The organism is Sandarakinorhabdus limnophila DSM 17366, from assembly GCF_945882885.1.
Taxonomy (GTDB): domain Bacteria; phylum Pseudomonadota; class Alphaproteobacteria; order Sphingomonadales; family Sphingomonadaceae; genus Sandarakinorhabdus; species Sandarakinorhabdus limnophila_A.
This window is the reverse complement of record NZ_CAMCWT010000010.1, coordinates 1-21,507: the sequence shown is the minus strand read 5'-3', so window position 1 is coordinate 21,507 and position 21,507 is coordinate 1. Positions and strand designations below refer to the sequence as shown.

The window sequence follows — 21,507 nt, the reverse complement described above, 5'->3', positions numbered from 1 at the left end:
GGCCGGGCGCGTCAACGCCGTTCGGCGGCCTTCACCTGTTGCCAGTAATCTTCCTGCGCATCGAGCGGCAGCGCGGGGAAATCCGGACCGGCCAGCGACTCCATCGCCTTGAATCGGCGTTCGAACTTGGCGTTGCCGGCACGCAGGGCGGTTTCCGGATCGATGCCATGGCGGCGGGCCAGATTGGCAAGCACGAACAGCACGTCGCCCATCTCCTCGGCGCGGTGGGCGTCATCCGTGGCGGCGTCAAATTCGGCCAGTTCCTCGTCCAGCTTGGCGCGCACGCCGGACACATCGTGCCATTCGAACCCGACTCGCGCCGCACGCGCCTGCAGCTTTTCGGCGCGCATCAAGGCGGGGAGGGCCGTCGCCACCCCATCCAACGCCGAAAACGGCTTTTCCGGTGCACCGGCCGCGGCCCGTTCTTCGGCCTTGATGCGTTCCCATTCGTCCTTCTGGGTATCTGCATCCCTGGCGCGGGTGCCATCACCGAAGATATGCGGATGGCGACGCTCCATCTTCTCGCACAGGGCGGTCACCACATCGGCGAGCGCGAAATGCCCGGCTTCTTCGGCCATGCGGCTGTGAAAGACGACCTGGAACAACAGATCGCCCAATTCCTTCTTCAATTCCGCCATGTCCCGCAGCGCGATGGCTTCGGCCACTTCATAGGCTTCCTCGATCGTGTATGGCGCGATCGTGTCGAAATCCTGGGCCAGATCCCAAGGGCAGCCATTCTCCTTGTGGCGAAGGGCGGCCATGATGGTGGCGAGGCGAGTGAGCGAGAGCGTTTCCATGTCGCTTCACTGCCGCAGTGCCGAACTGGTTTCAATCGGTTCAGACAGGCGGGGAGCGCCACGCCCTACCGCGCTTTGGACAACATGATTGCCTGATAATATATATTATGTTTAATATACACCATGGCTATCAGCGCCCCCTTGGCGAAATCCCTGCAACCGCCTAACCCTGCACCGATGGATGCCGCCAATCAAATTCCCCAGGCCGCCGATCTTTACGGCGACATTGAACGCACACCGGCGACACGCTGGCACGATTATCTGCCAGGTTTGATGGTCGCCGTGCTGGCCACGCTGGCGGCGGCATCGCTGGCGGATCGTTATGGCGCGCCGCTCACACTGCTGGCGCTGCTGATCGGGCTCGCCATGAATTTCCTGTTGGCTGATCGGCGGCTCACGCCCGGCCTGACACTGGCGAGCCGGGAATTGTTGCGCTGGGCCATCGTGCTGGTGGGAGCACGCATCACGCTGGAACAGATCATCGCCCTGGGCCCGCAATCGCTGCTGGCCGTGGTTGCCATCGTTGGCATCACCATCGGCGCTGGCGTGCTGGCAGCGCGCAGCCTTGGGTTTTCCTCGGCTTTTGGCACATTGTCCGGCGGCGCCGTGGCCATCTGCGGCGCCTCGGCAGCCATGGCATTGTCCGCCACACTGGGCGAGCGTCGGCTGCGCCAGGCAGAACTCACGCTGGTGCTGGTCGGCACATCAACGATGAGCAGCGCAGCGCTGGTGCTGTATCCGGCGATCTGTGAGTTGTTCAATCTGAACGATCTGCAGGCCGGTTTCGTGCTCGGCGCCTCCATCCACGATGTCGCGCAAACGCTGGGTGCCGGATATGCATTCTCGCCTGCAGCCGGTGAAACGGCCACCATCGTGAAACTGGCCCGCGTGGCCCTGCTGGCCCCCGTGCTGGCGCTGGTGGCGCTGGCCTTTCCGCAGCCATTGAAAATCAGCGGCGGCAAGCGCGCGGCGCCGTTGTTGCCGTGGTTCGTGGTGGGCTTCTTCGTGGTCGCCGGCATCAACTCAACTGGCATCATCCCGGCGCAAGCCTCTGGTTTTGCTGCTGATGCTTCGAGCTGGATGCTGGCCGTTTCTGTGGCTGCGACCGCCATCAGGTCACCATTGGGCGAGATATTGAAGGCCGGGCCCAAGCCGCTGTTGGTTGGCATTGTCGCAAGCCTCACCAGCCTGGCGGCAGCGCTCGGGTTCGCGATCCTTGCGCTATAGCGTGATCACCTGGCCGTCATAGCCTGGCTCCACCCCGGCCGGCAGTTCGGGGCGCAAGGTTTCATAGTCCATCGATTGATCCATGTGGGTGAGCACTGCCCTGCCCGGCCGGCGCTCAGTGATCCATGCCAGCGTCTGTTCTAGGTGCGTATGGGTCGGGTGCGGCTCGCGGCGCAGGGCATCGACGACCCACAGATCAAGGCCGGTCAACGCGGCATCGGCACGGAGATCAAAGTCGTTTACATCAGTGGAATAGGCTGATGACCTTCCGTCATGATCGAAGCGCACCCCGGTCGATTCAATGTCGCCGTGCAGTTGCGGGAACGGAGTGATGCAAAGATCACCCAACATTACCGGTTGTTCGAAATCATGAGCTGTGCAGGTTGCAGGATAGCCGGCGGCGCCGAAGAACACATAGTCAAAGCGCGATTTCAGCACCGCGAATGTCGCCGGGCTGGCCCACACGTCGACCGGGCGCCGCATGGCGTGAAAGACCTGGCGCAGATCATCGATGCCATGGGCGTGATCGGCATGATCATGGGTGATGATCACGGCATCAAGGTGCGCGACCCGGGCCGACAGCAATTGTTCGCGGCAATCCGGCCCGCAATCGATCAGCACGGACTTGCCGGCCGCTTCGACCAGCACTGAAACGCGGCGACGGCGGTTCTTGGGGTTGCTTGGATCACACAGGCCCCAGTTCCCTGCCCCCATCCGGCCCGCCGATGCGCGGCACACCGCTGGAGGTGCCGCAGCCCAGGATGGTGATCTTCATGCCGCTTTCGTGAAGAGCGCGTGGAAGTTGGCAGTCGTGCTGGCGGCAAGTTCCGTTTCGCTCACCCCGCGCAGGGCCGCGAGAAACCGCGCGGTGTGTGCAACGAAGGCCGGCTCGCAGGTCTTGCCGCGCATCGGCACTGGGGCAAGATAAGGCGAGTCCGTTTCCACCAGCAGGCGATCGGCCGGGATGGTCTTGGCGGTTTCCTGCAGATCACGGGCGTTCTTGAAGGTGACGATGCCTGACAGCGAAATGTAGAAACCCAGCGCAAGCGCTTCATCTGCAAAGGACTGACTGGCGGTGAAGCAGTGGATGACGCCGGTCAACGGCCCCTCGCCCGGCTCCTTCAGCAAAGCCAGCGTATCAGCTTCAGCATCGCGGATGTGGACGATCAGCGGCAGGCCGGTGGCGCGCGCGGCCTGGATATGGCTGCGGAAACTGGTCTGCTGGCGGCCACGATCCGACTTGTCGTAATAATAATCGAGACCGGTCTCGCCGATGGCGACGACGCGCGGGTGATGGCTTGCGGCGATAAGCGTCGCGGCATCGGTATCGGGATGTTCGTCAGCCTCGTGCGGGTGGATGCCGACACTGGCCCAAACGCCGACGTGCGCGTCCGCAATGCCGATCACGCCGTCCCACTCGCCTTCCCGGCAGGAAATGGCGAGGAAGCCCCCCACCCCGGCGCTGCGGGCGCGTGCGAGCACGCCGGGCACATCTTCACCCAGGCTGGCGTAGTTGAGGTGGCAATGGCTGTCTATCAGCATCTCAGCCTTCCAGCGTGATGCGCGGGAAGACGCCGGCGGGCGGTGGCAGTTGCACGCCCGCTTCAACCGGCACGTTGAAGCCATTGAAATCCCGCGCATCGGCAGCAACGCCCAGCAGATCGAGCAGCTGCGCCGTGCTGGCCGGCATGAAGGGCTGAGCGAGGATGACGATGCGGCGGGTGGCGTCGAGCGTGGCGGCCAGCACTTCGGCCATGCGCGCCGTGTCCGTCTTGGCCAGCGCCCACGGCGCATTCTCGGCGAAATAGCCGTTGGCGGCGGCGACCATGGTCATCAACGCATCGAGGGCCTTGTGCAGCGCCAGCGCGTTCATGGCGGTGAAATAGGCTTCGCTGCCGGACAGGAACGCCTCCTTCAGCCGCAATTCCGTTTCACCAGCCTCACCGCGTACCGGCATCACGCCACCGAGATTCTTGCCCACCATCGACAAGCTGCGCTGCGCCAGGTTCCCGATGCCGTTGGCCAGATCGGCGTTGGTACGCTCCACGATGGCTTCGTCGCTGTAGCTGCCGTCTTCCCCGAAAGCGACTTCGCGGCACAGGAACCAGCGCAGCCGGTCAACACCGAACCGTTCCACCATCGCCGCCGGATCGACGACATTACCGAGCGATTTCGACATTTTCTCGCCGCGGTTGAGCAAAAATCCGTGGCCGAACACGGTTTTCGGCAACGCGATGCCGGCCGACATCAGGAAGGCCGGCCAATAGACGGCGTGGAAGCGCACCACGTCCTTGCCGACCACGTGCAGATCGGCCGGCCACCACTCACCGTCCAACCCGCCAGCACCGGTGAGATAATTGGCCAGCGCGTCGAGCCAGACATACATCACGTGGCGTTCGTCGCCCGGCACCGGGATGCCCCAGGTGAAGCTGGTGCGGCTGACCGACAGATCCGAAAGCCCGCCGGCAACAAAGGCGCGCATCTCATTGAAACGACTGGTGGGTTGGATATACTCGGGGTTGTTTTCGTAGAGCGCCAGCAATTTGTCCTGATAGGCCGAAAGCTTGAAGAACCAGCTTTCCTCCACCGTCCATTCCACCGGCGTGCCTTGCGGCGACAGCTTGGCGCCATCCTCGCCGGTGACGAGTTCGCCCTCGTCGTAATAGGCCTCGTCACGGACCGAGTACCAACCTTCGTAACGGCCCAGATACAGATCGCCATTGGCCGCCATGCGCTGCCACAGCGCCTGCACCAGCGCCTTGTGATCTTCATCGGTGGTGCGGATGAAGCGATCATAGCTGATGCCCAGCGCATCATCGAGCGACTGGAAGGGCGCCACCATTTCATCGACATAGGCCTTTGGGGCCTTGCCGGCAGCGCGGGCGGCCTGGTCGATCTTCAGGCCATGCTCGTCGGTGCCGGTGAGGAATCGCACGTCGAAGCCATCGAGCTGCTTGAAGCGGGCAATGACATCCGTCGCGATCGCTTCATAGGCGTGGCCCATGTGCGGCCGGCCGTTGGGATAGGCGATGGCGGTGGTGACGTAGAAGCGGGGCTTACGCATGGCCACGGCCAATGGGGCAATATGCCGGCCGATTCAAGCCGGGACGGCGGCGAGGTGCAGCGCGAGACGATGTGCCACCTGCCCCGGTTCCAGTTGCAGTGGCACGGCTTCGCGAGCGAGCCGGCTGGCGGCTTCCCATTCGGCGATGGCCGCACCGCGGGCCGCGCCGGTGAGGCGTTGGGCACGATCGGCGATCAGGGCCGGTACCCGATCGAGCAGGGCGGCATAGCGCCCTTCGCGGCCCTTGCCACCGATCCCGCGCGCCAACATCAGTGCAGCCGGGTTGGCAATCTGCGGCGGCAGTGCGGCGAGTTGGGCCAGATCGCGTTCCAGCGCGGTGATGCCGGCGCCGGCCAGGGCGATGGCGCGGCCGGGGCAACCTTCGGCGAGGCGCACCAGCAGGTTTTCGTCTTCGCCCTCCAGATCGGCGCTGGCGAGCACGCGGGAGACTTCTGTGTCGGAGAGGCGGAAAAAGCGTAGCGTGCGGCAGCGCGAGCGAATGGTGGGCAGCAACCGGCCGGGCGAATGGCTGACCAGAAGGAACACCGTGTCTTCCGATGGCTCCTCAAGGCTTTTCAACAAGGCATTGGCTGTGTTGCGATTCATGTCGTCGGCGGCGTCAATCACCACCACGCGGCGGGCCCCAAGCATTGGCGTGCCGGACAGGAATTCGCGCAACGGCTGCCCCTCACTGTCGGGCCGGCGCACGATCTGGCCGATGACGATTTCGCTGCGCAGCTTGCCGGTCTTGGCTTCGGTGCGCTCGATCAGGCGGTAATCAAGGTGCGATCCGGCGGCCATCAGCCGGGCGGCGTCGCTGTCGGGCGCCACGGCAAAGCCATCACCGCGCGGTGCGCCGGCCAGCAGCCAGGTCGCCGCCTCCCGCGCAAAGCTTGCCTTACCCAGCCCCTGCTGGCCCACCAGCAGCCAGGCATGGTGTGGGCGGCCGCCGGTTAAGGCAGCGGTGAAGCCTTCGATCTGGGATTGGTGGCCGATCAGCACAGCGCCGCCCGGATGCGCCCTGCCACATCGTTGATGCTGCCGCCGGCGTTGATGGGCTTGCAGCGGGCCGGCTCGGCCTTGGGCAATGCCACGAAAAATTCCTGCACGCGGGCGTGGAAATCGCCGCTGATGGCTTCGAAGCGGGCTTCCGCACCGCCCCGCGCCGCCGCCCGGGCAAGCCCTTCGGCTTCATCGAGCAGCAGCACCAGCGTGAGATCAGGCCACAGGCCGACCGCTTCGTTGTGCAGATCGATCAGCGCCGCATCTTCCAGCCCGCGCCCTGCCCCTTGATAGGCGCGGGTGGAATCGATGAAACGATCACAGATCACCGTCGCGCCGCGTTCCAGTGCCGGGCGGATGACGCGGGCAACGTGATCGACGCGCGCCGCTGCCATCAACAGCGCGTCAGTCCACGGCGTCCAGCGATCGGGATCGCCGGTCACCAGCAGGCTGCGAATGGCCTCCGCGCCCGGCGTGCCGCCCGGTTCGCGGGTCAGCACCACCTCGTGGCCGTCAGCGCGCAGTGCTTCTGCCAGCAATCGGCCTTGCGTGGACTTGCCGCTCCCCTCCCCGCCTTCCAGCGTGATGAAGCGGCCGGCTTGCATCAGCCCCAATCCCCTCAACCAAACCAGCTCATCAGCCAGTTCCACGCGCGGCGGAACATGCCGGCTTCCTCGATGGCGACCGGAGTCACCAACGGCGCCTTGAGCGGCTGCTGGCCGGGCATGGTGACCACGAGATTGCCGACCTGCTGGCCGGCCTTCAGCGGTGCGGACAAGCCGGGCAGTGCTTCAATGCTCGTCTTGCGCTCCATGCCGAAACCGCGCGGTAGCGTGACAAACAGGTCCTTGCCAGCCACCGCGTCGATGGACGGATCGGCAGCGCCACTGATGGCAACCTTGCCCATTACCTGGCCCTTCTTGCCGAGCGGGATATTCTGCCAGGCGGCAAAGCCCCAGTTCATGAAATCGACGCTGGCCGAGACGCGCTCGCCAAAGCTGGACAGGCCGGCGACGACCATCACCAGGCGGCGGCCGTTCTGAACGGCGGAACCGGTGAAGCCATAGCCGGCCTCTTCGGTGTGGCCGGTCTTCAGGCCATTGGCGCCAGCCACCTTGCCCAACAAGGGATTGCGGTTGCCCTGGGTGATGGCCTGGCCGGCACCCATGGTCTTGCCCCAGGTGAAGCCTTCCTTCTGGTAGAAGCGGGCGTAGAGATCGGGGAAATCGCGGATGGTGGCTTCGGCGATCATGGCCAGATCGCGGGCGGTCACATACTCGTTCGGATCAGGCCAGCCATTGGTGTTGGCGAAATTGCTGCTCTTCAGGCCCAGGCGCTTGGCTTCGCGGTTCATCAGCGCGACGTAATTGGCTTCGGTACCGCCCAGCCCTTCGGCCAGCACCACGCAGGCATCATTGCCCGAAAGGGTGACAATGCCGTGCAGCAGATTTTCAACGCTCACTTGGCTGTTCACGTCCAGGAACATGGTGCTGCCCTGATTGTTCCACTTCTTCCAGGTTTCCTCACGCACTAGGATCGGCTGTTCCAGATTGGCTTCGCCCGACTTGATCAGCTTGAAGGCGACATAGACGCTCATCATCTTGCCCATCGAAGCGGGCGGAATGCGCTTGTCGGCATCCTTGGCCAACAGGACGCGATCGGTCTGCAGATCCTTCAGGAAGGCGATGGGCGCCGCGGTGGTATAGGCCGGGGCCTGCGCAAGGGCGGGCGTAGCGGCAAGGAACAGAGCAATCGGAGCAACCAGGCGCATCAGAATTTTCGTCCTTGGGTCAATCAGCGTGATGTGGTGGGAGGAACCAGTCTGGCGTCGGCATAGCCGGCAGCGCGCACCTGCGCCAGCGCCGCGCTGGCCATGGTTTCGCTGCCAAAGGGGCCAAGCCGCACACGGGTGAGGCCGCCGGGCAGGCTTTCGGTCAACACCGGGCCTAAGCTGGAAAGGAAGCCCTTAAGCCAGGAAACTCGGCCGCCGTCGCCCAGTGCCGCCACCTGCACCAGCCAGTTGGCGCCGGTGGACGTTGTGGCGCGTGGGGGTTCACGGCTGGCCGTGGGCAAGGCAATTGTGGTGACAGGGGCGACCGGTGCCGATGCGACGACGAGCGGCGGTGGCGGTGGCGGCGCAATTTCGCTTCGTCCACCCGGATAGACGCGGCGCAGGCGCACGAGGGCGGTGCCGGCGCGGTCCACGCCCAGCAACTGCGCCGCCTTGCGCGACAGATCGATGATGCGCCCACGCGCGAACGGGCCGCGATCGTTGATGCGCACGGTCAGCTTGCGGCCGTTGTCGCGATTTTCCACCTCTACCCAGCTCGGCATCGGCAGCGTGCGGTGAGCGGCGGTGAGATCATCCTGGTCATAGCGTTCGCCGTTTGCCGTGCTGCCGGCGTGGAAGCCAGGGCCATACCAGCTGGCAACGCCTTCCTCGCGGTAATCACGCTCGTCGGCAGGATAATAGGTGATGCCCGCGACCTGATACGGCTTGCCAATCTTCACTGGCCAGTTGCCCAGCTTTGCGGCGTCGCGGGCCAGTGCGGCTGAATCGTCCGACACGTCAACCAATCGCGGCGGCGGCAGCGGTGCATTTACAATGCGCGGCGCGGGCTTCCCGCCACAGGCCGCAACGGCAAGGCCAGCCAGCACCGGCAGCAACAGCCGCCTCATTGCAGGCTGCTCGCTGCCACCACGGGGGCGGCCGCTGACGCCGATGCGACGGCCCGGGCCAAGCTGATGGCATCGGCCAGCAACGTGACCGACAGCGCATAGAGATTGGAACAATTGTAGCCGAGCACGGCGCGATAGCTGCGGGTGACAAGATAGGCGCCCTGCCCTGCCCCGTCCGGTTCGATCAGGCTCATCACCACATCATCGGCCGGCCAGCTGCCGTTGACCGGCGTGAAACCGGCCGCCCGCCATTCGCGCGCCGGTTTCAGCGCCGAATGGCGCGACAACGGCGTGACGCAGCGAGTGGGTGGTTCGGCGGCGGCAACAGCGCTGCGATCAAAGCCATCGGGCACCAATGTGCGGAAACCCCAAGCCTCGCCCGGTTGCCAACCACTTTTGGCCAGATAATGGCCGATAGAGGCGAACACGTCGGGCTGGCTGCCCCACAGATCAACCTTGCCATCGCCATCGCCATCGCGGCCATAAGCAAGATAGGAGCTGGGCAGGAACTGCGTCTGGCCAAAGGCGCCGGCCCAGCTCCCCTTCATCGCTTCACGCGCCACCCGGCCTTCGCCCACCATCTGCACGGCGGCATCAAGTTCACGGGTGAACAGATCGCGGCGGCGGCCATCAAAGGCGAGCGTCGCCAGCGCGGACGGCAGATCATAGCGGCCAAGCACACGGCCATAGCTGGTTTCGATGCCCCAGATCGCCGCAATCACGGCCGCCGGCACGCCGCTGGCGGCTTCGGCTTGGGCCAGCAGATCGCGGTTGGCGGCAAACTGGCGCTGGCCGTGCGGGATGCGGTCGCCGCGGAATTTCGATGCGAGATAGTCGGGAAAGCGGATCGGTTTGGCGCTGCCGCCGGGCTGATTGCGATCGGCGCCGATCACGCGCGGCACCAGCTTCACGTCGCTCAACGCGGTGTCCAGCCATTCCGGTTTCAACCCGCGCGCCGTGGCCTCGGCGCGATACAGGTTCAGCCATTCGGCAAACGCCGCCTGCTGCTGCGGTGAGACCAGGGTTTCATCGGGACGAACCGGCGCGGCCACAAGGGCCACGGCCAGCGCCAAAAGGGGAAAGCGGGCAGGCATGGCGTCTTGTGCCAAAGCATCGCCGCCGGGGGAAGGCCTAATGGCTCAGCTCCCCAATTCTTATGTCATCGCGTCAAACCGCGACTTGTCCTTGTCTGAAAGGCGCACATTGACGGTCAGGCTGGTCTCGTCCCCGTATTGGCCGACTACTTCCCCATGGCTGTGCAGCCAGGCAAGCCTGCGGCCATCGCTCATCGGCAGCTTAATGCGGTGCACGCGGGCGCCGGCGCGCAGCGTCAGGTCCATGGCTGCCTGTAACCGATCCAGCCCTTCGCAGGTGAGCGCCGACACCGGGATGGCATCATCGCCGGCCTGACCCAGCACCACGTCACGCTGTTCGGCATCTAGCGCGTCGATCTTGTTGAACACCGTGATCATCGGCGTTTCGCGCTGTCCCGGCGCCAGGCCCAGGCTGTTGAGCACATCAATCACGTCCTGCGCCTGCGCGTCGCTGTCGGGGTGGCTGATGTCACGCACGTGGATGATCAGATCGGCTTCCATCACCTCTTCCAGCGTGGCGCGGAAGGCAGCAACAAGTTGGGTCGGCAGATCGGAGACAAAACCGACCGTGTCAGACAAGACAACCTTTTCATGCCCCGGCAACTTGATGGCGCGCATGGTGGGATCGAGCGTGGCGAACAGCAGATCCTCGGCGCGCACCTCGGCGCCGGTGAGCTGGTTGAACAGGGTGGATTTGCCGGCGTTGGTATAGCCAACCAGGGCCACCACCGGCCACGGCGCCTTCTGGCGCTGCTTGCGGTGCAGGCCGCGGGTGCGGCGCACTTCCTCCAGCTCCTTGCGCAGGCGGGCGATGCGGTCGCGGATCAGGCGCCTGTCCGCCTCGATCTGCGATTCGCCAGGGCCGCCGAGGAAGCCGAAGCCGCCGCGCTGGCGTTCAAGGTGGGTCCAGCTGCGCACCAGGCGGCTGGCCTGATATTGCAGGTGTGCCAATTCCACCTGCAACGTGCCTTCCGCCGTGCTGGCGCGCTCGCCGAAGATTTCAAGAATCAGCCCGGTGCGATCGATCACCTTGGCCTTCAGCAGTTTTTCAAGATTGCGCTGCTGTACCGGGGTGACGGGGCCATCGATGATGACCACTTCGGCCTCCATCGCTGCCACCAGGCCGGCCAGACGATCGATCTGGCCGCTGCCTAGCAAGCGCGAGACCTGCACGTTGCGCAGCTTCACCACTTCGGAATGGACTACATCGAGCGCAATGGCGCGCGTCAGCCCATCCGCCTCGGCCAGCTTGGCTTCGGGCGAGCGCAGGGCATTGGCGGATTTGGCAAGGATGTGCGGCAGGATAACGATGGCGCGCGAACCGGTGCGGACGCCACGTGCTTCATCAAAGCCGCCGATGGTGAGTTCGCCGGCCTGTGGTGGTTGATAACCCAAATTCTGTCTCTCAATCTTCGGTTTCGGCCTCGAACAGCTGCAGCGGAGTCGCCGGCATTACGGTCGAGATGGCGTGCTTGTACACCAGTTGGCTGTGGCCGTCGCGGCGCAACAGCACCGAGAAATTATCAAACCAGGTGATGACCCCTTGCAGCTTGACGCCATTGACCAGGAACATGGTGACGGGGGTGCGCGTCTTGCGCACGGTGTTCAGGAACATGTCCTGCAGGGTGTTGGGCTTGTCCACGATCGGGCCATCCTCGTGTTCTTGGGCGTGCCACATGCCGCCGCAACAACGACATAAGGATGGAAAAGCGCATTTTCAAATACGTGTTTCGTCACAGGCGGTTCAGAAACTGTCGTTCACCAGCTTCATTGCGGCACCGATTTGGGCACCCAGTTCATCGACCTGCGTTGACAGCCACAATCTGACCTTGGTGGTATTCCAGCCCGATTGCCACAATTCGGGCTGACGCTCGATCTTGTCTTTCCAGACCTGCATCGCGCCGATCAGCCGTTGTTGGCCGGCAATGCCCGACAGATCATAACGCAGGATGGAGACATGCTGGCGGCCGAAATCGGCACCCGGTGCCCAGGCCGCCAGCAGTGGCCCACGCGTGGCCGGGGCCAGGCGTTTGGCGGACGGCAGCCCGGCCATGGCCTGCTGGGCGCGCAGATAATCATAATTGGCCGCGGCCACAGTGCACAGGCGATCCGCCTCCGCAGCGCTGGACACCTAGCCCGAACGCGGCACGGCGCTGCCGTTTTTTACCGGCCAGATCGTCACCATCTGGGCCGCATCGGGCAGTCGCTCGCTCACTTCGCCGCTGTCGTCGAGCACTGCAACAAAGGCACGGCACACCTGCTGCAGCCGGGCCGGATCGGAACCGTTGGGGAAGATCACCACGGCAATCGCGCCGAACTGGCCGGGAACCGGCTCGTTGCCAGCCAGGAAGACGCGGGTGGCAATGGCCATCGGCCGGGCGGCGGGCGGGCGTGAGGGCGTGGGTGGCCGTGCCCCAACTGGCCGCGGCGGGGGCTCCGGCAGAGTTGCCTCCACAACTGGCGCAGGCGGCGGTGGAGGCGGCGGGGGCGGCGGCGGCGGGAGTGAAGGCGAGCAGGCCGCCAACAACAGCGCCAGGCCAACCATGTGCAGCCGCTTCATTTGCTGTCCTCCGTCGCTGGCGGCGCCTTCTTGCCGCGAACAGCCTGCACGACAATGCCGCCCATCGTGGGCAGCGCCGTGCACACGATGATGACAAGCGCAGCGCCTTCGGTGGTTTCCGGCCGCAGCCACCACACGAGCGCCAATCCAATCAGGAATCCGGCCGTACTGACCCACACAGGCGGTTTCATGGCGTTTCCCCACGGGAATGCCCCAACCCTGCAAACAGTGTTACGCAAGCCGGCTGCTCTGGCAAGCCGCGACTTATTCCTCGGTAACGTCCTCGGCACCAGGCTCATCGGCCAGGCCCAGCGCCTTCAACTTCCTGTGCAGGGCGCTGCGTTCCATGCCGATGAAGGCGGCGGTGCGGCTGATATTGCCGGAAAAACGCCGGATCTGCGCGCGCAGATATTCGCGCTCGAACGCTTCGCGGGCTTCGCGCAGCGGCGTCCCCATGATCGATCGCGCCGCCTGACCGGGCATCAGCCTTGAAGGCTCCGCCGTCACTTCGGATGGCAGCATGTCGATCTCCAGTGTCGCCATGCTGGTGCTGGGCGCCATGATCATCGTGCGCTCGATGACGTTCCTCAGCTGTCGCACATTGCCCGGCCAATCATAGGTTTGCAGCGCCGCCACCGCGTCTTCCGAAAGATCGGGTGTCGGCATGCCGCGTTCGGCAGCGTAGCGGGCGAGGAAATAACGGGCGAGTTCGGCCACGTCCTCGCGCCGTTCCGACAGCGGCGGCAACCGCACCGGCACGACGTTCAACCGGTAATAAAGATCCTCGCGGAAGCGGCCGGCGGCGATTTCAGCGGCCAGATCGCGGCTGGTGGCCGAAATCACCCGCACGTCCACCCGCACCCAGCGCGCCCCGCCCACACGTTGGAACACCTGTTCGGTGAGCACGCGCAAGATCTTAGCCTGGGTCGTCATCGGCATGTCGGCCACGTCATCCAGGAACAGCGTGCCGCCATGCGCCTGTTCGAGCAGGCCGGCGCGGACATTCTCGCCGCCCTCCTCCACCCCGAACAGCGCCTCTTCCACCCGCTCCGGCGTCATCCGCGCGGCCGAAACCACGACGAACGGCGCATCGATGCGCGGGCTCCACTGGTGCAGCAGGCGAGCCGCGACTTCCTTGCCGCTGCCCGCCGGGCCGCTTATCAGCACGCGGCTGCCGGTCGCGGCCACCCGCTTCAAGGTTGCGCGCACCTGGCTGATCTGCTGGCTCATGCCGGTCAGCTCGATATCAACGCCCACCCGCTCCTTCAGCGCTTCATATTCGCGGCGCAGGCGTTCGGTTTCGGTGGCGCGGCGCACCACCAGCAGCAATTGTTCGGCCTGGAACGGCTTTTCGATATAATCATAGGCGCCGCGCTTGATGGCGGCGACCGCGGTATCAAGGTTGCCGTGCCCGGAAATCACCACGATCGGCAGGGTCGGATCGCGGGCTTTCATGGCGTCCAGCAGTTCGATCCCGTCCATGCTACTGCCCTGCAGCCAGACATCGAGGATGACGAGGCTGGGCCGGCGTTCGGCCAGCTCCGCGAGTGCGCCTTCGGCATGGGCAGCGGTGCGGGTTTCAAAGCCTTCATCGCCCAGCACGCCGGCCACCAGCTCGCGGATATCGGCTTCATCGTCGACGATCAGGATATCAAGGGCCATTGTGGGGCAGTCCTTCTCAGGCGGAGGTGGTGGCGGCAGCCGGCAGGGGCCGACCGGGTTGCGGTTCGGCGGCAAGGTGCCGGCTGATGCGGGCGATCACCATCGCACCGGGGCCATCAGGATTATCGGCCAGTTCAAGTTGACCGCCATGATCTTCGACGATCTTGGCGCAGATGGCGAGGCCAAGCCCGGTGCCGCGCGCCCGGGTGGTGATATAGGGTTCGAGCAGGCGCATGCGGTCTTCCGCCGGGAAGCCCAGGCCGTTATCGGCCACGCTGATGCGTACGAAATGCTCATCAGCGGCCACGCTGATGGCGATCAGGCCGGGGGTGGCTTCATCACCATCGCGCTCAACCCGCGCCACAACGCTTTCGGCGGCGTTCTTGATCAGGTTGGTGAGCGCGCGGCCCAATTGCTGGCGGTCACACACCAGCGCCAGATCGGTGGCGCCGCTCAAGGTGAAGCGGATCGCCGGGAAGGCGACTTCCTGCAGCACCAGCGCCTGCCGCAGCAGGCGATCCAGCGCGTCCGACGCAAACACCGGGCGCGGCAGCCGGGCAAATTCGGAAAACTCGTCCACCATGCGCCGCAGGTCACCTACCTGCCGGACGATGGTGCTGGTCAGCGTGGCAAACGTCTCGGCATCCTCGTCGATCTGGCGGCCGAACTTGCGCTGCAGGCGTTCGGCGGCAAGCTGGATGGGGGTGAGCGGATTCTTGATTTCGTGCGCGATGCGGCGGGCAACATCGGCCCAGGCGGCGCGGCGCTGATCGGCCAGTTGCGCGGTGATATCGTCAAAAGTGAGCACAAAGCCTTCGGCCCGGCCTTCCGCGGCTTCGGCCGCACCGATGCGCACGGCCAATGTCTGTGTTTCCTCGCCGCGCTCGATGCGCACCTGCCCGGCCGCGTCACCGGTCTGCCGCGCCTGTTCCAGCAGATCGGCAAGTTCCGGCGCCACATCCTGCAACATCTGCCCGCGCAGCACCCGATGCGGCAGCGCCAGCAGCGCGGCGGCAGAGGCATTGGCGACGCGGATCACCCCTTCCGGCGTGATCGACATGACGCCCGCCGACACCCCGGCCAGCACCGCTTCGGTAAAGCGGCGGCGGGTATCAAGTTCGTCATTGGCGCCGAGCAGCGCGGTTTGCTGCGCCTTCAGCTGGCTGGTCATACGGTTGAAGGCGCGTTCCAACACGCCGATTTCATCGGCCTGGCCGCGCACTGGCACCCGCACATCCAGATCGCCATCGCCCACCCGTTCGGCAGCGCTGGCCAGGCGCGCGATCGGCGCGACAAGGCGATTGGCCAGCCACAGGGCAAACCAGATTGCGACGATCAGCGTGAGCAGCGACACCGCCATCAGGATCAGGTTGAAGCGCAACTGCATCACCCGGCTGCGTTCGGTGAGCGCATTATACTCGCCCAGCGCGCCGGCGGCCTGGTTGGCACGGGCCAGCACGGCGGGATCAACCTTGCGGCTGACATAAAGGAAGGTGCCGGGTCTGCCCGGCACGCCAACCGCGGATTCCACCCGATCCTCACCCGCGCCGATCAGGGTGACGGGCGCGGCGTTGGCGCGGGCCAGATCCATGTCGGCGACATGCGCCTGCACTTCGCTGGCCGAAGCGCCGCTGGCCGCCACCAGTTGCAGGCCGGTGGCCGTCATGCGGAAAACGGCGGCTTCGGTCAGTGTGCGGCCGGCCACCTGGAAATCGAGGCCGCGGCGATAGAGCGGCGTGCCTTCGCCGAAATCGCGGGCATAGCTGGCCACGTCGGCGGCCATCACCACGATATCGTCGCCGATGCGCTGGCGGTTTTCCTCAACATAGGCTTGCGCGACCTGGTTGGAGCTGTCGAGAATGGTCTTCACCCGATCGGAAAACCAGAATTGCACGCCGAACTGGAACAACAGCGAGGCGAACACCACCACCAGCAACGTTGGCACCGCGGCAATGCCGGCAAACAGCGCCACCAGGCGCAGGTGCAGCTGGGCAACGGCCAGGCCCTTGCGCCGGTTGGTGATCAATATGGCAAACCGCCGGCCGATCAGCACCACCAGCAGCATCGCCGGGACCAGACAGGCCACCAGCACCAGCGCCACCAGGGGCTGCGACGCACCAGTGGCCGGTACTTCGCGGCGGGTGAGCAACGCATAGCTGGACCAGCCCATGATGATGGTGGCCGCCGCCGCCAGCACTTCAAGCCGTGGATAGAAATTATCGTTGCGGGTGACACGCAGCACCCGGCGCAACAAGCGCCGCCCGCGCAAGCCAAGGCGGGCGCCAGGGCCACGCCGCCGGCGCATCGGCACGGATTCAGAAATGGGTGATTCGGCCGTCACAGAAGCGCAGCATAACCTGCCATTGTGTCTTTAGGAACACAGTGTAGCGCCATAGCGTCGCCCCGATGCGACAGAAGCTTTGCGACAGGTTACGCCGCGAGTGCCGCCGGGCGCGGCGGCAGGCTGGCCTGGGCTTCGTAAAACTGGTCGATCATCGCCAGCACGGTGGCGCTGTCATGCACGAAACTCACCTTGTTGCGGAACATGGCGCTGTCATGCAGCCCTTTGGTGTACCAGCCCAGATGCTTGCGGGCGATATTCACCCCGTTCAGCTCGCCATAAAGATCGAGCATCAGCGCATAATGCTCCTTCACCAGCGCATGCTGCTGCACCAACGTGGGGTCCGCCGGCACGTCACGGCCCGTCAGCGCCGCCATCACCTGGCCGATCAGCCACGGCTTGCCATAGGCACCGCGCCCGATCATCACGCCGTCCGCACCGCTTTGCAGCAGCGCCGTCTTGGCATCCTCGATCGAGCAGATATCGCCGTTGACGATCACCGGCAGTTGCACCGCATCCTTCACGTTGCGCACGAAGGCCCAATCGGCGCTGCCGCTGTAGAGCTGGCAGCGGGTGCGGCCGTGCACGGTGATCAGGTGGACGCCCTCGCCTTCGGCAATACGCGCCAGTTCCGGTGCGTTCAGGCTGTTGTGATCCCAGCCCATGCGCATCTTCAGCGTCACCGGCAGCTTCACCGCCTTCACCGTGGCCCGGATCAACTGGGTGGCGAGCGGCAGATCACGCATCAGGCTGGAGCCGGCGTGGCCGTTGACCACCTTCTTCACCGGGCAGCCCATGTTGATGTCGATCATCGCCGCGCCCTTCTGCTCGTTGAGCTTGGCGGCTTCTGCCATGCGTTCCGGCTCGCAGCCGGCCAACTGCATGGAGACGGGCTCCTCGCACGGGTGCCAGGCGGCTTTCTGGATGCTCTGCCGCGTCTCGCGGATCATTGCTTCCGATGCAATCATCTCGGTCACGGTCAAGCCGGCGCCGAACCGCTTGACCAGCGTCCGGAACGGCATGTCGGTCACGCCGGTCATCGGTGCCAGGATCACGGGCACATCGATGCGGTTGAGTCCAATCTGTATGGGGGCGATAAGGCTCATTGCGAGCGGCCCATAGCGCAGATTGGGCCTTTCCGACAAGGCGAGCGGGCTTTATGAGGCAAGCCATGCGGACCCACGCCATCATCGTTGCGGCCGGTGCCGGCCTCCGAGCCGGCGGCGGCGTGCCGAAACAATATCGCGCTGTGGCCGGGCAACCCTTGTTGCGGCATGCGGTGGAGCGGTTGCTGGGGCACCCCGCCATCACCGGTGTGAGCGTGGTGATCAACCCGGAATGCCGGGCGCTGTATGATGCCGCCATGGCTGGCTTGACGCTGCCCGAACCCATCGCCGGCGGCGCGACGCGGCAAGAGAGCGTGCTCGCAGGCCTCGAATCACTGGCCGCCGATCCGCCTGACATCGTGCTGGTGCATGACGCCGCCCGCGCCTTTGTTCCCGATGCGGTGATCGATGCGCTGGTGGCAGCCTTTGCTGATGCCGGCGTGGACGGGGCCTGCCCCGCCCTGCCCCAGGTCGACAGTTTGCGCCGCGGCGAAGAGGGCCGTTTCTCCGGCAGCGTGGATCGCGACGCTCTCTGGCGCGTGCAGACGCCGCAGGCCTTCCGCTATGCGGCGCTGCTCGCCGCCCATCGCGTGGCAGCGTCCGGCGCGACTGACGAAGTGGCGATTGCGCTGGCCGCCGGGCTGCGTGTGGCAATCACGCCGGGAGACGAACGCGCTTTCAAGGTGACGGAGCCCGCCGATTTTGCCAAAGGCGAAACGATGACCACCTATAGCTCCCGCGCCGCCTCCGGCTTTGATGTGCACAAGTTCGGCCCCGGTGATCATGTCTGGCTGTGCGGGGTGAAAGTGCCACATGATCATGGCCTGATCGGCCACAGCGATGCCGATGTTGGCCTGCACGCGCTCACCGATGCACTGCTCGGCACCATTGCGGCCGGCGATATCGGTGATCATTTCCCGCCCAGCGATGAACGCTGGCGCGGCGCGGCGTCAGATCAGTTTCTGGCTCATGCCGCCACCCTCGTGCGGGAACGCGGCGGCCTGATCGATCACGTTGACGTGACCCTGATCTGCGAGCGTCCCAAGGTCGGCCCGCACCGCGAAGCCATGCGCGCGCGGATCGCCGCCATTCTTGGGCTCGGCATCGACCGCGTCAGCGTGAAGGCCACCACCACCGAGAAACTCGGCTTTACCGGCCGCCAGGAAGGTATCGCTGCGCAGGCCATGGCCAGTGTGCGCCTGCCGGAGCAGGACGCATGATGGACGCTGAACTCGTCGCGCTGGCCGATCAGGTGCTGGCCGAAAACCGCAATCTGGGCCGCCGCATCGCCACAGCCGAAAGCTGCACCGGTGGCTTGGTCGCCGCTGCGCTGACCGAAATCGCCGGTTCGTCGGACGTGTTCGAACGCGGCTTCGTTACCTATTCCAACGAAGCCAAGATGGAGATGCTCGGCGTTTCCGAAGACGTGATTTCCACCTTCGGTGCCGTTTCTGTTGCCACCGCCTGGGCGATGGCGCTGGGTGCGCTCATGCACAGCGACGCCGATGTTGCCGTTTCCATCACCGGCGTCGGCGGGCCGGGCGGCGCCACCGCGAACAAGCCGGTGGGTCTGGTGATGTTCGCGCGCGCCGTGCGCGGTGAAGACCCGGAAGCGGTTTTCGCTGACACCCGCCAGTTTGGTGATCTTGGCCGCGCAGAAGTGCGGCGGCAGGCGGCGTTGGTGGCGCTGGAACTGCTGCGGCCCTGACGCGCGCTATCGCGGCCCGTAAAGCGCCTCGGCCCGCGCCACGAAAGCGCCGACCATCTTTTCAAAAGCTTGCGTGAAGAACATGCCCGCCAGCGCCTCGAAGGCGCGGTTGCGGAATTCGAAATCCACGGCGAAATCAATCTCGCAGCCGCCACCGCCAGGGTCACTGGGCGCATCGTGGAACGTCCAGTCGTTGAACAGATGCTTCATCGGCCCGTCGAGATACTCAACATGCACCGTCCGCGGCCGATCCAGCGTCACCCGGCTGGTGAATTTCTCGCGGATCATGCGGAAGCCCACGATCATGTCGGCCACCAGCACGGATTTGCCGTCGTTCTGGGCACCCGCCGGCCCCACCCGAATGCCCTGCACCCACGGCAGGAATTCCGGATAGCGGCCGATATCGGCGACCAGATCGAACATTTCGGCGGCCGACCACGGCAGCCGGCGCACTTCGCGATGCTTGGGCATCAGGCCTTCACGGCAGCCCGGCGGCGCGCTTGCATTTCGGCAAAATCCCGGCCGGCGTGATAGCTTGACCGGGTCAGCGGCGAGGCCGCTACCAGGAGAAAGCCCTTGGAGCGGGCAACAGCGGCATAGGTCTGGAAGGTGGCCGGCGGCACGAATTCCATCACCTTGGCATGGCGCGGCGTCGGCTGCAGATACTGGCCCACCGTGAGGAAATCGACACCGGCCGAGCGCATGTCGTCGAACACCTGGTGCAATTCCAACGGCGTTTCGCCCAGCCCCACCATCAGGCCGGACTTGGTGAAGATCGTCGGGCTGAGCTGCTTCACCTTATCGAGCAGACGCAGCGAGTGGTAATAGCGCGCACCCGGGCGGACGGTGGGATACAGCCGCGGCACGGTTTCCAGATTGTGGTTGTACACGTCCGGCCCGGCTTCGACGATCATCTCCACCGCCCGGTCCATCTTATTGCGGAAATCGGGGGTGAGGATTTCGATCGTGGTGCTCGGTGTCTGCCGGCGCAGTTCCTGGATCACCTTCACGAACTGGCTGGCGCCGCCATCCGGCAGATCATCGCGATCCACCGAGGTGATGACGATATGCTCCAGCCCCAGCTTGGCAGCCGCTTCGGCGACATTGCCGGGCTCGGTCGCGTCCACCTTGTTCGGCATCCCGGTCTTTACGTTGCAGAAGGCGCAGGCGCGGGTGCAGGTATCACCCAGGATCATCACGGTGGCGTGCTTCTGGCTCCAGCACTCGCCGATGTTCGGGCAGGCGGCTTCCTCGCACACGGTGTTGAGCTTCAGCGATCGCATCAGCGCCCGCGTCTCATTATAGGCCTTGGAGGTGGGCGCCTTCACCCGGATCCAGTCCGGCTTGCGCGGCAGGCCAGACGGCGTGAGGGGAAGATCAAGGACAGGCTCGCTCATGCACATCTGATAGCGACCAGGGGCATCTCGAACAACCGGTCAGTTGTGCAGATCAGCCATCCGGTGGTGCGGCATACTCGCTGCCGGCCGCCCAGGCCTCGGCCTCCTCCGCCGCCTCGATCGTCGCCGTGCCAATCCCCAGGATGCGTGTCGCCAGCGCGTCTGCCGTGCAATCAAGCCCGAGCACCAGCACCAGCACATCATCATGTGCAACCAATCCGATGGCACGGGCGAGCCGTGCAAACAGGCTGGCCGGCGGATCGAGATCCGGATCAACCAAGCGCAAGCGCACCGCCGGGATGCCAAACCAGTGCACCGGATCAAATTCGGCGATGTTGCTCCAGCCAATGGGCTTGGCTGACCAGCGCCGATCCAGCAGGCCATCCAGGCCAAGCCGCACGGTTGGCCGTGGCTCCCGCATCAGCAGCACGGCAATGAACAGCACCGCCAGGCCCAGCATCGCCAGTGCCCATGCCAGTGCCGTGCCGAAACCGAACCTGCCGGCATCAGCTGTGTGGAATAAATAGGTCAACCCGATGGCAAGGGCGAGCAGGACCAGCGCCCCCACAGCGACCCGAACCGGGGCATCTTCGCGATAACGGACAGCAAAACGCATACGCCTTACCCTCAACTGATCACGCTCAAACGAAAGGGCCGCCTGCCTGCTTCGTTTGGAAACAGGTTGGCAGCCCTCGCAGATACTGAGATACTCGTGCCAACATTAGAGCGTTTTCCACCTGAACTGGCTCGTTGGGGATTCCCTTTTCGACGGCGTTTTGGTTCAGACTTCCTGCTGGTGGCAGGAGGCCGGCATGGATGGCACGAACGCTCTCACAGGATCTTCGGGACCGAGTTGTCGGTGCGATTGAC

At 65.0% G+C, this 21,507-nt stretch carries 20 protein-coding genes and 3 pseudogenes; 3 read left to right on the top strand and 20 right to left on the bottom strand.

Annotation, left to right across the window (positions count from 1 at the left end; translation table 11 throughout):
- Positions 1 to 11: 11 nt before the first annotated feature.
- Positions 12 to 797: a nucleoside triphosphate pyrophosphohydrolase gene (gene mazG, locus Q7O19_RS03595; RefSeq protein ID WP_303808714.1), complete on the bottom strand. Its 786-nt coding sequence runs from the start codon at positions 795 to 797 to the stop codon at positions 12 to 14.
- A gap of 177 nt (positions 798 to 974) precedes the next feature.
- On the opposite strand from mazG, the gene Q7O19_RS03590 reads away from it, so the two are divergent.
- Positions 975 to 2,024, top strand: a complete 1,050-nt coding sequence (locus tag Q7O19_RS03590; RefSeq protein WP_303808712.1) for a YeiH family protein — start codon at positions 975 to 977, stop codon at positions 2,022 to 2,024.
- Here the strand turns inward: Q7O19_RS03590 and Q7O19_RS03585 are convergent.
- From Q7O19_RS03585 to dusB, 16 genes and pseudogenes are all read right to left on the bottom strand, one after another.
- Positions 2,019 to 2,799, bottom strand: a pseudogene (locus tag Q7O19_RS03585) (MBL fold metallo-hydrolase). The gene Q7O19_RS03590 and the pseudogene Q7O19_RS03585 overlap by 6 nt on opposite strands.
- The gene (locus Q7O19_RS03580) at positions 2,796 to 3,566 is read right to left on the bottom strand and encodes a TatD family hydrolase (protein ID WP_303808711.1); all 771 of its coding nucleotides are present in this window, start codon (positions 3,564 to 3,566) and stop codon (positions 2,796 to 2,798) included. The pseudogene Q7O19_RS03585 and the gene Q7O19_RS03580 overlap by 4 nt, the downstream one beginning before the upstream one ends.
- A 1-nt stretch (position 3,567) precedes the next feature.
- Positions 3,568 to 5,088, bottom strand: a complete 1,521-nt coding sequence (gene metG, locus Q7O19_RS03575) for a methionine--tRNA ligase (RefSeq protein WP_303808709.1) — start codon at positions 5,086 to 5,088, stop codon at positions 3,568 to 3,570.
- Between the two features lie 33 nt (positions 5,089 to 5,121).
- On the bottom strand, positions 5,122 to 6,090 hold the full coding sequence (locus tag Q7O19_RS03570) for an AAA family ATPase (protein WP_303808707.1): 969 nt from the start codon (positions 6,088 to 6,090) through the stop codon (positions 5,122 to 5,124).
- Positions 6,084 to 6,695, bottom strand: coding sequence for a dTMP kinase (gene tmk / locus Q7O19_RS03565; RefSeq protein ID WP_303808706.1), 612 nt, complete (start codon positions 6,693 to 6,695; stop codon positions 6,084 to 6,086). Before tmk ends, Q7O19_RS03570 begins: the two co-directional genes overlap by 7 nt.
- A gap of 14 nt (positions 6,696 to 6,709) precedes the next feature.
- Positions 6,710 to 7,861, bottom strand: coding sequence for a D-alanyl-D-alanine carboxypeptidase family protein (locus Q7O19_RS03560; RefSeq protein ID WP_303808704.1), 1,152 nt, complete (start codon positions 7,859 to 7,861; stop codon positions 6,710 to 6,712).
- Positions 7,862 to 7,884: 23 nt separating this feature from the next.
- Positions 7,885 to 8,769, bottom strand: a complete 885-nt coding sequence (locus Q7O19_RS03555) for a septal ring lytic transglycosylase RlpA family protein (RefSeq protein ID WP_303808702.1) — start codon at positions 8,767 to 8,769, stop codon at positions 7,885 to 7,887.
- Positions 8,766 to 9,863, bottom strand: a complete 1,098-nt coding sequence (locus Q7O19_RS03550; protein WP_303808700.1) for a lytic transglycosylase domain-containing protein — start codon at positions 9,861 to 9,863, stop codon at positions 8,766 to 8,768. Before Q7O19_RS03550 ends, Q7O19_RS03555 begins: the two co-directional genes overlap by 4 nt.
- Positions 9,864 to 9,923: 60 nt before the next feature.
- Positions 9,924 to 11,174: a GTPase HflX gene (gene hflX, locus Q7O19_RS03545; RefSeq protein WP_303808750.1), complete on the bottom strand. Its 1,251-nt coding sequence runs from the start codon at positions 11,172 to 11,174 to the stop codon at positions 9,924 to 9,926.
- A 109-nt stretch (positions 11,175 to 11,283) separates the two neighbouring features.
- Positions 11,284 to 11,508 (bottom strand): annotated as a pseudogene (gene hfq, locus Q7O19_RS03540) (RNA chaperone Hfq); the annotation flags it as partial.
- Between the two features lie 99 nt (positions 11,509 to 11,607).
- The gene (locus tag Q7O19_RS03535; RefSeq protein WP_303808698.1) at positions 11,608 to 11,994 is read right to left on the bottom strand and encodes a hypothetical protein; all 387 of its coding nucleotides are present in this window, start codon (positions 11,992 to 11,994) and stop codon (positions 11,608 to 11,610) included.
- Complete coding sequence (locus Q7O19_RS03530) at positions 11,995 to 12,234, bottom strand: hypothetical protein (protein ID WP_303808696.1); 240 nt, start codon at positions 12,232 to 12,234, stop codon at positions 11,995 to 11,997.
- Between the two features lie 185 nt (positions 12,235 to 12,419).
- Complete coding sequence (locus tag Q7O19_RS03525; protein WP_303808695.1) at positions 12,420 to 12,614, bottom strand: hypothetical protein; 195 nt, start codon at positions 12,612 to 12,614, stop codon at positions 12,420 to 12,422.
- Between the two features lie 73 nt (positions 12,615 to 12,687).
- Complete coding sequence (locus Q7O19_RS03520) at positions 12,688 to 14,085, bottom strand: sigma-54 dependent transcriptional regulator (RefSeq protein WP_303808693.1); 1,398 nt, start codon at positions 14,083 to 14,085, stop codon at positions 12,688 to 12,690.
- A gap of 16 nt (positions 14,086 to 14,101) precedes the next feature.
- Positions 14,102 to 16,390 carry a PAS domain-containing sensor histidine kinase gene (locus Q7O19_RS03515; protein WP_303808692.1) on the bottom strand — a complete coding sequence of 763 codons (2,289 nt, stop codon included), beginning with the start codon at positions 16,388 to 16,390 and terminating at the stop codon, positions 14,102 to 14,104.
- Between the two features lie 125 nt (positions 16,391 to 16,515).
- Entirely contained in the window at positions 16,516 to 17,532 is a 1,017-nt protein-coding gene (dusB, locus tag Q7O19_RS03510; protein ID WP_303808690.1) for a tRNA dihydrouridine synthase DusB, read from the bottom strand.
- 65 nt (positions 17,533 to 17,597) lie between these two features.
- Here dusB and Q7O19_RS03505 point away from each other — a divergent pair, with 65 nt between their 5' ends.
- Positions 17,598 to 18,752 carry a bifunctional 2-C-methyl-D-erythritol 4-phosphate cytidylyltransferase/2-C-methyl-D-erythritol 2,4-cyclodiphosphate synthase gene (locus Q7O19_RS03505; protein ID WP_303808689.1) on the top strand — a complete coding sequence of 385 codons (1,155 nt, stop codon included), beginning with the start codon at positions 17,598 to 17,600 and terminating at the stop codon, positions 18,750 to 18,752.
- Complete coding sequence (locus tag Q7O19_RS03500; RefSeq protein WP_303808749.1) at positions 18,752 to 19,240, top strand: CinA family protein; 489 nt, start codon at positions 18,752 to 18,754, stop codon at positions 19,238 to 19,240. The genes Q7O19_RS03505 and Q7O19_RS03500 overlap by 1 nt, the downstream gene beginning before the upstream one ends.
- A 9-nt stretch (positions 19,241 to 19,249) precedes the next feature.
- On the opposite strand, the pseudogene Q7O19_RS03495 reads toward Q7O19_RS03500, so the two are convergent.
- From Q7O19_RS03495 to Q7O19_RS03485, 3 genes and pseudogenes are all read right to left on the bottom strand, one after another.
- Positions 19,250 to 19,711, bottom strand: a pseudogene (locus Q7O19_RS03495) (type II toxin-antitoxin system RatA family toxin); the annotation flags it as partial.
- Positions 19,711 to 20,637 (bottom strand): lipoyl synthase, encoded by a 927-nt coding sequence (gene lipA / locus Q7O19_RS03490; protein ID WP_303808688.1) that lies wholly within the window; start codon positions 20,635 to 20,637, stop codon positions 19,711 to 19,713. The gene lipA and the pseudogene Q7O19_RS03495, both read right to left, overlap by 1 nt.
- 52 nt (positions 20,638 to 20,689) lie before the next feature.
- Positions 20,690 to 21,253: a hypothetical protein gene (locus tag Q7O19_RS03485; RefSeq protein ID WP_303808686.1), complete on the bottom strand. Its 564-nt coding sequence runs from the start codon at positions 21,251 to 21,253 to the stop codon at positions 20,690 to 20,692.
- Between the last annotated feature and the right edge of the window lie 254 nt (positions 21,254 to 21,507).